This is a genomic window from Vibrio sp. 10N.261.51.A3, assembly GCF_041471965.1.
GTDB classification, from domain to species: Bacteria; Pseudomonadota; Gammaproteobacteria; order Enterobacterales; family Vibrionaceae; genus Vibrio; species Vibrio crassostreae_C.
The window spans coordinates 1-12043 of record NZ_JBFRPK010000125.1 but is presented as its reverse complement, the minus strand read 5'-3'; the positions used below and the strand labels follow the sequence as shown (position 1 = coordinate 12043).

Below are 12043 nucleotides of genomic sequence, written 5' to 3'. Positions count from 1 at the left end.
AGGTCGCACGGACAGAAATGGTTTAGATCAAACGCACTAAACCATTAAATGAAGATTAGAAAAAGTATCCTGAACTGAAGCCTTAGACACTAATTATGTGTGATTTTAGGTAAGGGCGGATTCTTTCAAATAAGTCTTCATCGCTAACTTCATGCAAGGACAGTGCTAAAAAGTGGACCTTACCCTCTATCAATTGGTAAACCATCCATTCTCCAGTTTTGTTACGTTCACCCCATTCGAAAGACTTCAATAATTCTGAATGTACAAACATAGCAATATGGTCATTCCTCTCTGGGGAACTTTCTTCTAGATTTTGTATTGCCTGATAGATCGATTTATCGTTCGGATACTCGTCTTCGAGATAGCGCTTGAAGTTAAAGATTACTTCGAAGTTCAAGCTATGGTGAACGTGGTATAAATTCCAGCCGACCAAAGGGGAACCCTCACCTTTAAAAGGTTTATAGCTAGGTTTATTTTCCTCAACTCTTCTCATGCGCTCTAGCAGCTCAGTGTAGATATAAGGATAACATTTGCCTTGAAGTTCTAAGAATTTGTGGCTGTGAACCATAGCTAACTGATGAACCATTAACTCAGAAAAAGTAGACTCTGGGCAATAGTAGGTCAAAGATTCACGCACATTGTTATATGCACCTTGAACCTTTAAGGCATCTACATCCACTTGGGAAAGATGATAGATTGCATCTAGATGGGATACCGAATTGACAATTAAATCTCTGAATTTATTCATAATAAAAAACATAAAGCGATTTCACAGCGGCTCTATGTTCCTAATTCGCTCTACATTTATAGGTGTTCCGTAGGAATTAAAAAAGGTATTCGCTGAAGAACCGGACTCAAGTTCGGATTCACCATCTTCGATAAGCTTTAAGAAAAACAATGCCCTCGAAACTTCACCACCTTTTGGCTTAGCTGTGAATGATACGATAAAGGGATTTGTAATGTCTCGAAAGCGTTGAACCAGCTGCTCATAGTTTTCACCCAATAGGCTACCAGCAATATCCTCAACCATTTCAGGTGTGTGAGTATAGCTATGATTGGATCCCGGAGCCTCAATTGCCACACATCTGATTAGGAAAGCAAATGGTCCCTCATCATTGACAAACCCTTTTCCAGCAATAGATTCACAAAAAGGGTTTTTTCCTTTTTTTTCCAACCCCGAGGATAATGATATTAATCGAGAGTATAGCGTATCTCTAACTTTGCTCTTAGTCAGTATCCCATGGCTATAAAATAATGATTCATCCTCGACACGAGTTCCGTGAAACCAGAGAACTTCCATGTCATCATCAGGTTCTCCGAATTGCTGGCGAATATAAGAATCAACATTTTTCTCTAACGTGTAGTAGTCAATTTTTCTGTCATTTTCAACACTATCTAAGGCTGCTAAAAGGGCTTCCTCTGTCACATGAAATATCTCACACAGTGACTTCTTTGCTGACTCGTACGATGAGCAATCCAATATCATTGACAGACTCCTTTTGTGGTAAAGACTGAAAATATCAAGCGTCAAAAATTACGCCTAACTACCTGTAATGTGGTAATTTTTAGAATAAGATATTTTGCATATTTATAATACCCGAAACTTCCTTGTAAAACGGTCTGTCGTTCTTATCACACAGTTCGATAAACGCTTTGTAGGTGGTACTTTTAGTGAAAAGAAGTGTTACGTCCTCAATAGCAAACTCAAAGTCACCTTTCACTCTCCACTCTCGCTCATGTGTCCAATCAATGATGAAATCTGGATTTGATAGATCAAAGTTAACAATACGCCACCACTCAGACTCTGGTAAATACTTCTTAGCGTCTGCTGTTTTATCGTAGATTACTGGACGACCGCCGCTTTTATATATTTTTTGTTTAGGAAACATGAAACCACAAGGATGGTACCTTGTTTTTGATGTGTGACCACTAGCCCTAAGCTTTTGCTCAAACCAAGTGTTTTGACAAACAGAGCTTAAAGGAGCATCTTGGAAGCACACAGCCGTATCTTTACCAACAATAAAGCCTTGCTCTGTAGTGCTACCTTTTAGGGTTTGTTCAGTCAATATATTGAACATTAGTTCAGCAACAGCTGCATTGTCTGTAGCTCTTGTTAAATGAACTAATCCCGTGGATAAATCCGAACGCTCTGAATAACGATTGCGCCAATCTTCAAATTTATACGACATGTTTCCCTCATCACATAATGCTATTAGGCGGCTAATAGCCGCTTGTAATTCTCACATAATGCCGTCATTCATTTATCTCTTCAATGTATAATCAATAGGTTAGTGACATTGTTAGAGAATTAACTGTTCAGAGATGCATAATTTCTAGATGTGTTTAATTCGGATAACTTTTGGTAAGGCAAAGGCGCATTAACAGGATGTGACTGAGAAAAAGCACTAACCAAATAAGAGGCAGATCTGAGCTAGCTGGCACTTTTTAGAAAAGTGCCATGAGTAAAACTTCAGGTCTATGAAGCCTCTGGACAAAAGTGAGTTTGGCTTGTATGGCAAAATCTACCCATCATAAAGTTTTTCATCTCCCAAACAGCAGAAAGGCACCACTTCAGGTAATGCCGCTCGTAAACGAAACCGGACAATAGATTGGACAATAGCTTCCATCTCTGGTCCTCGGTGTCAGATTCACTTTATGCAAAGTATTGTCAATCAAGATAAACTCAATGCGTTATTTTCAATAACCTACAATCAATGACAAACTCAAGAAACATTGGACTAATCTGCCCAGTTTTTGACCTTATTTGACAAGTGCCAATGCACAACTTATTACTATTATCTCGTCCATCTAATCAATGATGGAAATCGTAATGAAAACAATATCAATCAATTCAAAAAATTTAGCCCGTGCAACCTTCGTATGGCTCGCGATATTTACCGTTTATGAAATTGTAGACAGCCTTATGTGGATGACACAGACTTCTACAATGTTTTTAGCTCACCCTGCATTAGGAAAATTTTCCGGTTATGATGCAGCTATGATGGGAGACGGTTCACTACAACGTTTACCAATAATTGTTGGAAAATGGATTGGTATGGCGAAGTTTTTTTTAACCGGAGCGCTACTTACCGTGCTCATTTTTGGTAATAATAAAGCAAGAGGATTTCTGTTTGCGTGGAATTTTATATGTCTGATGATTATGAGTGCCGCACTGTACCCAACACTTGATCATATTGCAGTGCAGTACCCTGAAGACTTCTCTAATGGTTTTTCAAAAATGTGGACACTTGAGACCTTGGTTGGTGTGTTTAGTGGTATTTTTTGCGTAGTTGCGATTGCTTCAGAAGTTCTTGCTCAGCAGGAAAAATAACAACATTAAAAATACCCATCATTACTTTAGTTACAAGATGAATCTATTAGTCAGTAAGCCGAGTGAGTAGATATCTTTAATCTGCTTTATCCTAATCGTAGTGTTATGAACGGTGCCTTAAAAATGAAAACAATCAAATATAATGGACTTGTTGTTTTTCAAAAACAAGATATCCCCAGTTTCAAGCGTATGCCGCGTGTGTTTGTAGACAGTGAAGCCTGTTTTGCGTTTGTTACGAATGGTAATTTTAACGTCAGGGAGCAGACAGAGTCCGCTTCATTGAACAAAAACTGTGGAGTTCTGGCAAAATGCACCAACTACTTTTATGAAAATACCAGCTACCATAATGATGAAGGTGTAGGTGAAGCGATTGGCATCTTGCTTTACCCTGAAATATTTCAGTCACTGTTTAACTTTGATATTAGCCAGTCAAACTACAGGGTTGATTATAATATTATGCAGGTTGAAGTGGATAGATTGCTTGAGCACTATCGCGACAGCATTAGCATATTGCTAGACTCTCCAGAGTTGGCGGATGATTTACTTATCGAGAGTAAGCTACGCGAATTTGTCATTCTTATGGCGAAAAGAACCAATGCCCCGTCTGAACTCGATTTTCTTGCTTCCATGTTTAAACCTAATTTTGCCAAATTTGAAGATATTATCCAAAGTAATCTGTATGCGGATCTGAGTGTGAATGAGTTGGCGGCATTGTGTCATATGAGTATTTCAACCTTTAAACGAAAGTTTAAAGAGGTGTATTCAGAAACACCAATGAAATACATTACCAAATTAAAGATCAACAAAGCTAAGGTATTATTGAAAAATAATACTTTACGTATCTCTGACATTGTTTTTGAAACGGGTTTCGAGTCTATTTCTACCTTTAACCGTACCTTTAAAGCTCAAACAGGTCTATCTCCTTCCGAATTTCGTTTAGCTTGACACCTCGTACTTACTCTTCGTACTCAGAATGGTTCGCTTGAGCTAATCTGAGCAATATTTGAACTTTTTTGAAGAGTCTGTCTCCTCCATATTCCATATAGTTACCCCATCAGAAAAACTGAGAAAGGTAACGAATTATGGGTATAAGCTTCAAAGAAAAGTATGGTGAATGGGCACTTATCACAGGGGCAACGTCTGGCATCGGTGCCGAAATGGCCAGCCAGATTGCGGCGAAAGGATTGAATGTTGTTTTGGTTGCTCGTCGAGAAAAAGAACTTGAAGAGCACGCTACTTTGCTTGCGGAACGCTACGGAGTTAAAACAATGATCGTTTCAGCAGATTTAGGTACCGCTGAAGGCGTTGAAAAAGTGAAGCAAGTGAAGCAAGCGATAGGCTTACTGGTACTTGCAGCAGGCATTGAAGTGAATGGCGCATTTGCTAAGTCATCGATAGACAAAGAATTACAGATGGTACAACTTAACGTGACCTCTGTATTACAACTTACTCACCACTTTACACCAGCGATGGTCGAAAGAAAAAGTGGTGGCATTCTAATGATATCAAGTCTTTCTGGTCATATGGTTTCCCCATACTTTTCAAATTATGCAGGTACCAAAGCCTATGTTCTTCAGCTGGGGGCATCTCTTCATGGCGAGCTTAAGCCCAAGGGTATTGATGTAACCGTTCTTTCTCCGGGGCTAACTAGCACTCCGATGACTGCGGACAATGGTGTTGATTGGACCAAATTACCGATGGTTGCAAAGGACCCTGCGGAAGTAGCAGAAATTGCTATCAAAGGTCTAGGTAAAAAAGCGGTTGTGGTTCCCGGTAAACGAAATCGAATGACTGCTATTCTTTCTGGAATAATTCCTCACCAAAAGCAGGCCACGATGGGTGAGTCAATGATTGGCAAAGCAATGCCTAAGGACAAAATGTAAAACTCAACTACTTAAAACTTAACTTAAAGAAAAGGTAAAACAATGATTAAAGCATACGTACTGTACCCAAATAAAGATGATGTTATTTTTGATTTTGATTACTACTGCAACAAACATGTTCCTATGATCGGAGAGCTGTTGGGAGAGGCCGTAAAAGGGGCAACTGTCGATGCAGGGGTTGCCAGTGTAGTTCCCGGCGAAGCTGCGCCATATGTGGCAATCAGTACCATTTCATTTGAATCTTTAGAGTCATTTCAAACTGCTTTTGGCCCAAATGCAGAAAAGATAAAAACCGATGTTCCAAACTTTACTAATACCGCTCCGACAATCCAGCTTTGCGAGCAAAAAATATAAACCGTCAGTTTTCAAATGTGAAAATAAGCAGGATACGAATAGCCAATAAATTTGGGTTCTGCTTAAAGTTATTTTGGTAAAAAAAATCAAAGGCGAAAGTCATGGGAGTATTGGGAATAAATATGAGCAAGAAGATCAAATTAGATATTGTCTCAGATGTGGTTTGTCCTTGGTGCATTATCGGTTATAAGCGTTTAGATGCCGCCATAAAAGAGCTTGGTATGGAAGATAACATTGAGATTGAGTGGCAACCGTTTCAGCTAAATCCAGATATGCCACCTGAAGGTGAAGACTTACGTGCCCACCTCAAAAGAAAGTACGGCACCACACTGGAAGATAGTATTCGTTTCAGAAAAGAGATGGCAGAGCTTGGAGAAGAAGTTGGATTTAAATTTGACTACTTTGACGGACTAAAAGCTGTAAATACGCTTGATGCTCATATTCTTCTAGAATACGCAAAAAGTGTAGGTAAGCAAACCGAGCTTAAAAATAGATTATTTGCTTCGTTTTACAGCGAGCAAAAAGATATATCCAACAAAAGTATCCTCGAACAAGAGCTGCAAAGTGTTGGTCTCAATGTTGACGACGCAATGGCATGTCTTGATGACGATATTCTGCGAAATCATGTCCGAGCGCAGGAACAACAATGGAAACATACGGGTATATCAGGAGTTCCAACGATTGTATTCAATCGTGAGAGTGCTATATCTGGAGCCCAATCAGTGGATACGTATAAGCAAGTATTAACTGAATTAGCTAAGGCGTAATTACTGCATCCCACACAATCGAAATTTTACACTATTTTGGCGTTCTGAAAAGGTAACGGTCTATATGAAAAATAGAGAACTTGAAGCCTACCTTCATCTTCATATTCCAGTCTCAAAGTCTCTCGGTATCGGTGTGAATATTTGTAGCGACAAAAATATCGAGCTTAACGCACCATTGAAAATAAACATCAACCACATGAATACGGTGTTTGGTGGCAGCTTATCTGTTGTCGGTATTCTAGCTGGCTGGTCTTTAGTTCATGCCCAGTTGGAGGGGGAGAAACATCAAATAGTAATTCAAGAAAATAACATTCGATACCTGAAACCCGCCAACGGTGATGTTCGTGTTGTATGTATATATGACAACCATACAATGTGGTCTCGGTTTCATCGTGCGTTTCAACGTAAAGGCAAAGGACGTGTTCAAATAGCCTGCAACCTATTTTGTGCTGATGAGTTGGTTGCTACTTTTGAGGGTGTATATGTCGTTTTTAATAAAGAGTAATTAGGTAAAGACAAAATGAAAATTATAAACAAAACAAAAGAAATTCAGTCACAGATTATCGAGGCATTTGAAGCTCGCCATGCCACGAAAGTATTCGATCAAGAAAAATATAAAACATAGCACCTCAAATATGATAAATTTCTGCTAATAAAGTATCGTGCTACACAACGAGATCACTGATCTCAATGTTGCCATAAATATTGTGTTTGGCTACGCGCAACTTTAGATGAGCCAAGTTTTCATTTTTCCTAACCAGTTCCGTGATAGTAGATTTGTCAAATTCGCTCATACCGTAACCAAAAATGATAGATTCAAATGCATCAAACGGCATTCGTTTGAGGTTGATTTCAGGGTAGCTCTTAAGCATAGGGGACAGTCCATTAGGTAATTGAACGCAAAGTCTGGTTGTACTAATGGCCCTACTTTCTCTTCGCATAACATAAGAGGACATACAATTCGAGTTTCATCTTCAGAAGACCACTGTTTGGCTTTCGAATATAGCAGCCGTTCCGAGAGTTCAATTACATCAATACCATTGCTACTAAGAGATTGCATAACTCCTAATGGATTTCCTAAATCCGCAACATGGAAGTTTTTCAACGGAGCACCATTCATTCTCATCATACCTTTATAATATGTAAGAGAAGCTCTTTTATCTGGAGTATAACTAACATCTTTCGGGGGAAGTTGGTTGAAAAATGCATGATTCTCATTGAAAGTAACAGCTAGTCCCCTACCTTCACTAGCATAATGTGTCCACATAAGTTCATTTGTGTCAGACTTTGACAGGGATAAACCCCCTAACTGGCAGCTTAATGCCTCAACTAAAAATGAGTTAACTCTTCCAGCCGTTTTAGTCAGTTGCTCCCGATCATAATCTTCCATTGAGTTGAAGCCTTCTTGATCTAGCATATGCGGGAAATGGTCTCCATATCGAGAGCCACACGGTTTTAGGAAGAAGTTTTCTAATTCTTCATTTGATGGGACATAGGAAGGATCGGTTTGTATTTTATCATGTTCTTTTTTTGCCCATGCATAATCCGCTGGTGAAAGCTCATTAAAATATGGCCATAATCTCGCCTCACTTCCTTTATCATTAAGGTATTTAGGCTGAGTCATGCGAAATAAACCGTTTGATATAAATTCTACTCTTGGTGACCAACTATTGGTTCTATTATCGAAAACCAAACCATAATACTTTACAAGCATTAGTACTCTCCAGTCATGTAAGCCTACCTATGCGGCGCTGAGCTACCTTCCACACACATAATGCGCCATATTTTATATGCTTGCAATTTACAATCAGTCCGTCACTTGAATCAAAAATTCATGAATTAGAATGCAGTGAAGCTATTTAGAGCAACAGAAAACCATTACACACCTTCAGATAACTTTTCATAAGGCAAAGTCACACTAACAGGTGATGAATGAGTATTTACTCTGAATGGTTTTGGGGCACAAACGTTTTAGAGTCGTAGCACTAAGGCGTTCTTGTCCCAAAGCATGGCGGCATAACACGTCTCTGGACAGAACCGCGTTAGAGTTTAAGTTTTAACGCACTCGATATAGATTGGGATAAGGATCTTGAAGCATTAAACGTTTGTTAAATTACAAATCTGACGAGTCTACTTTCTCACCGAGTAGTTCTCTAAAATCAACTTCAAGCTCACTTAGTGTTTCAGATAAATCACCATGAATACGCTTGAATTTTGAGGAAAAATTGTGATTATAACTGTGGAACTCTAGCTCACCTATAGTTCGTTCAACTTCAGTACGGAATCGGTCAATTTTAACAGCAGTTGAAAACTTTATGAATATTCTTCTTTTAGGAAAGAAATCATTGACTGCTCTAAGTGCATTTTTTGCTGCCTGCAAGTTATTATCTAAACTATCCTCGGATTGAAAGGCTAAGTCTGACACTGAATTAAATGCATCACGCAATAGCATATAAGTTTCCGAAATAACTTCAGCTCTCTTTTCATGTAGTTTGGCAAACTTGATTTGATGCTCATAAGATAACCCATTTAGCTCATTTCGATAGCGCTCCAAATCATGAGCATAACCAGACTTTTCTTTTTCTAATATTCGGTTAGCCCACGTTTTTGCTAGAAAAGAGCTACAGCCAAAGATTATAACTGAGGCACCACCAACAGCAGTTATACCCGCTGTAATGATTTTAAAAACATCATCCCAACTCAAATTCAAACCTCTTGTAATTTAACGCCCGCTTAAGTAGTGAGCAACACCATACATAAGCCTCCGCATTCCACCGTAAACACTCTACGCGACGCATAGTAAAAGCGCCACGTGTTGCGAATCTGTCTTGAAACGTTTGTTATGCGACTTTTCTACGGAGTTTTTCGTACGCATCGTTTAACCTCTGCATCATTGCTTTGCTCCCCCCCTTGTCAGGATGGTGTATTGAAGCCAAACTTTTATATCGTTTTCTTAACTCTTGAGAGTTCGGATTCCTTTCGTAACCCAAAATATCTAAATCGCAAAGATCAACATTAGTCTCTGAACGCCTATGCTTTAGCTGATTATTTAGAGAGTCAATCTCCCTTTCAGCTGCTAACAGTTTTCGTTTGAGCTCACTGATTCTCGTATTGGCTTGCCTTATAGTTAGGTTCGCTCTTTCTAAAGGCGTTAAAATAGGTTCCTTTCCAAAAGACTCACGGTGCTCATGCCATTTATCAATGGCTATTTTGGAGTTTTTAGCCCTGACATTATCAGATACGACGATAAAGCCTTGAGATTGTAGCTGACAAATCTCATCTGACGTATGTTCGGCCATCACATCTAAAGCTAAATAAAGTCCGTCCAATTCTAATATATAAAAAGCTCTCAATGACCTACCTCTTTACCTCGAACTTATCTGTCGCATTACGCTTACTAGACGAAAAATAGTCGTCTTTCATCCTCCGATGATGCATTCATCTTCATATTAAATCAACTAATAATCAATACGTTAAACCACATAAAGAAAAGCAAGATTGTAAGATGTTGCATAGTAACAGGAATGATGAGTTATCAACTCAATCGAATAAATTTTAGTCGGATAAAGCAAGCTACTGAATTGTGTAGAGTATTGAATCTAAGTTTTTTTTGGGCATTTTCGAGCTAGAAAATGCCACGTATGATAATTCAGATTGTCACGCTTTTGGACAAAAGCACGTTAGACTAATCACTCTAACGCTCTCTATTCAGATGAGAAAAAGTATCTTGAAGCCATCAACACTTGTTATGTACATAGCTTGTTGATATTTTGAGAAATTTCCATAATTACAGCTTTTAAAACTTGCAGGCAGATTTTAGCTGTATGCTCTCTGGGTGTAAAACCTGACGACATTTGTTGATATGGGTGTATGTAGTTTCGAAAATCCCTCAACGTATGCGAAAACTTATGGGTATCCAGTTGAATCAACTCTAAGTCTTTTGCAACATCAATAAACGCTGCCAATGTCCAATCATGAAACTGTTGTACTTTACCATCGCGGGTTTTCGGCGATGATTTAACGGTATTAAATGCCCTAGGATTACTTGATGCAAGTCCAAGAAATATTCCCTCTAACGAGCTACCCGCGAGTAAAATAGTCGAAAAATATGCTCCAGAATTGTAGGTTTTTTCAATTTCATCTAGTCGTTTGTTTAGCACGTCTGTGACATTAGGATCCAAACCTAAATCAGAGATTGAGAAACCGCTAAACTCTCGGCTCAAGAAATCAGACTCAGACAGGCTGGGCGCATTCGTTTCGTTTTCATGTAATTCTACTTTTTGGAGCTTCTTAAAGGTAATTTCGGCTTCATTTCTGACTACTTGCCATTTATCGAAAGCAATATACTGATTGAAGTCAGCAATATAACCGTCTAGCTCTCCAATACGCCCGATAAAGTTGACTGGATTAAATACGTTTTTGATACAAGTATCGAGGTTGGGTGTACCATTGATAGCCTCTAAGCAATCATCCGTATACTTCCAACGAGAAGGGAAGCCTTGCCCATAAGAATGGTTAAAGCCTAATGCGTTAAAAAACTTAACCAAGTTTGGACCGGAGCGATACTCAGTTTCTTCATTGATAAGATCTCGAAGTTTTTCGCTCGTTTTACTACTGATGATCATTCAATTTCCTCTAGTACATGACGCCGCATTAAATCAAGAACAACGCTTACCACCGAGCCTAACTCTTTGTACCTTAGACACAAAAGCCAATTTAAACTGAGAATGCCAAGCGTTGATAATCTCTCTTAAATGCTTTGTTAACCCAATTTTTTCGCCAATAAGAAAATAAAGCTTGCTAGGCGATGAAAAAGATATTCAATGTGGTCACTATCATTTAATTTAACCTGAGTAACCTCTGAGTGACGAATAAAAAACGAGTTACCAATTGTCGTCAGAGCTGTAGCCTCAGATTCTAGTTGAACTCTGAATTCTTTATCTGATGCACAGGCGTCGAGCAGTTGTGTCATTGATTGTTTTTTACTTTGACTAGGATTGAATACTGTTTTTATACGCTCGAAAGCGTCCCAAAGCTCTTTCAGTGCTTCATAACGTACTTGGACGTCCGCGTTACATATTTTCGTATTTGCTCTTGCAATCAGATCGTCAAGTTCCTGATCAAGCGTCTTGCTTACTTGTCCAGTAACCGAACCTAATGATGGATTGAGCACTCTTGTGATTTGTCCGTCTGCGTGTAATTGATAAGCCACACCATTTCTAGAGAACATGGTGTCAATTTTATCTAAAAATTCAGCTTGCCCGGTTGAGCTGTCAAATGATGTTATGTGGTGATGTCCAAAGAATGGATGAAACTGCCCCAACGTAGGCTTAGATACATTCGCATAGCAAAACTGAACTAAGTCTAGTATGTCTAAGTAGTCAGGAGTGAAAGGGGCTTTTTTAGACATCCAATCATCAGGGTCTTCTTTTTCTGTAATAAATGGATATTCAATTCCCAATATTTCAGCTTTTAAAGCTAACGAGAATCCTTTTTCATCGGTGCCACAGCACCCTTGCCCGTCAGGACAAAGATCTGGAAAGTTTTCTCCGAAATGCCCTGTATCGATTAACTTTTGAATATACGCAGTTAACCCACACCAAACATTGTAAGGAATTTCATTATTTGTTCGAGGCAAAGCGCCTCTTTCAGAATCACTAAAGTACTTCATAATTTCCTAAGTTGGGTTAACGAATGACATGGATTCC

The 12043-nt window shown here is 38.9% G+C and carries 14 protein-coding genes; 6 read left to right on the top strand and 8 right to left on the bottom strand.

Going from position 1 to position 12043, the window contains the following annotated elements; genetic code table 11:
* Window positions 1-82: 82 nt before the first annotated feature.
* From AB4371_RS21760 to AB4371_RS21750, 3 genes are all read right to left on the bottom strand, one after another.
* The gene (locus AB4371_RS21760; protein ID WP_133146319.1) at window positions 83-748 is read right to left on the bottom strand and encodes a hypothetical protein; all 666 of its coding nucleotides are present in this window, start codon (window positions 746-748) and stop codon (window positions 83-85) included.
* 21 nt (window positions 749-769) lie between these two features.
* A complete protein-coding gene (locus AB4371_RS21755; RefSeq protein WP_102353897.1) occupies window positions 770-1486 on the bottom strand; it encodes a hypothetical protein in 717 nt (238 codons plus the stop codon).
* Window positions 1487-1565: 79 nt separating this feature from the next.
* Window positions 1566-2189, bottom strand: a complete 624-nt coding sequence (locus AB4371_RS21750) for a hypothetical protein (protein ID WP_102353898.1) — start codon at window positions 2187-2189, stop codon at window positions 1566-1568.
* Window positions 2190-2830: 641 nt separating this feature from the next.
* Between AB4371_RS21750 and AB4371_RS21745 the strand changes: the two genes are divergently transcribed.
* The 6 genes from AB4371_RS21745 (at window position 2831) to AB4371_RS21720 (ending at window position 6840) form a co-directional block, all read left to right on the top strand.
* A complete protein-coding gene (locus AB4371_RS21745) occupies window positions 2831-3331 on the top strand; it encodes a hypothetical protein (protein ID WP_102353899.1) in 501 nt (166 codons plus the stop codon).
* A gap of 123 nt (window positions 3332-3454) precedes the next feature.
* A complete protein-coding gene (locus tag AB4371_RS21740) occupies window positions 3455-4276 on the top strand; it encodes an AraC family transcriptional regulator (RefSeq protein ID WP_198591244.1) in 822 nt (273 codons plus the stop codon).
* A gap of 137 nt (window positions 4277-4413) precedes the next feature.
* A complete protein-coding gene (locus AB4371_RS21735; RefSeq protein ID WP_102353901.1) occupies window positions 4414-5214 on the top strand; it encodes an SDR family oxidoreductase in 801 nt (266 codons plus the stop codon).
* Window positions 5215-5256: 42 nt separating this feature from the next.
* Entirely contained in the window at window positions 5257-5568 is a 312-nt protein-coding gene (locus AB4371_RS21730; RefSeq protein WP_102353902.1) for an EthD family reductase, read from the top strand.
* 122 nt (window positions 5569-5690) lie between these two features.
* The gene (locus tag AB4371_RS21725) at window positions 5691-6335 is read left to right on the top strand and encodes a DsbA family oxidoreductase (protein WP_102353904.1); all 645 of its coding nucleotides are present in this window, start codon (window positions 5691-5693) and stop codon (window positions 6333-6335) included.
* A gap of 64 nt (window positions 6336-6399) precedes the next feature.
* Window positions 6400-6840, top strand: a complete 441-nt coding sequence (locus AB4371_RS21720; protein WP_102353903.1) for a YiiD C-terminal domain-containing protein — start codon at window positions 6400-6402, stop codon at window positions 6838-6840.
* A 285-nt stretch (window positions 6841-7125) separates the two neighbouring features.
* Here the strand turns inward: AB4371_RS21720 and AB4371_RS21715 are convergent, their stop codons facing one another.
* The 5 genes from AB4371_RS21715 to AB4371_RS21695 form a co-directional block, all read right to left on the bottom strand.
* Entirely contained in the window at window positions 7126-8049 is a 924-nt protein-coding gene (locus tag AB4371_RS21715; protein WP_198591243.1) for a DUF2971 domain-containing protein, read from the bottom strand.
* Between the two features lie 399 nt (window positions 8050-8448).
* On the bottom strand, window positions 8449-9039 hold the full coding sequence (locus AB4371_RS21710; protein ID WP_102270285.1) for a hypothetical protein: 591 nt from the start codon (window positions 9037-9039) through the stop codon (window positions 8449-8451).
* A gap of 136 nt (window positions 9040-9175) precedes the next feature.
* Window positions 9176-9688, bottom strand: coding sequence for a J domain-containing protein (locus tag AB4371_RS21705; RefSeq protein ID WP_102360779.1), 513 nt, complete (start codon window positions 9686-9688; stop codon window positions 9176-9178).
* A 393-nt stretch (window positions 9689-10081) separates the two neighbouring features.
* The gene (locus AB4371_RS21700; RefSeq protein ID WP_102360778.1) at window positions 10082-10960 is read right to left on the bottom strand and encodes a hypothetical protein; all 879 of its coding nucleotides are present in this window, start codon (window positions 10958-10960) and stop codon (window positions 10082-10084) included.
* Window positions 10961-11097: 137 nt separating this feature from the next.
* Window positions 11098-12006, bottom strand: coding sequence for an AbiJ-NTD4 domain-containing protein (locus AB4371_RS21695; RefSeq protein WP_102360777.1), 909 nt, complete (start codon window positions 12004-12006; stop codon window positions 11098-11100).
* Window positions 12007-12043: the final 37 nt, after the last annotated feature.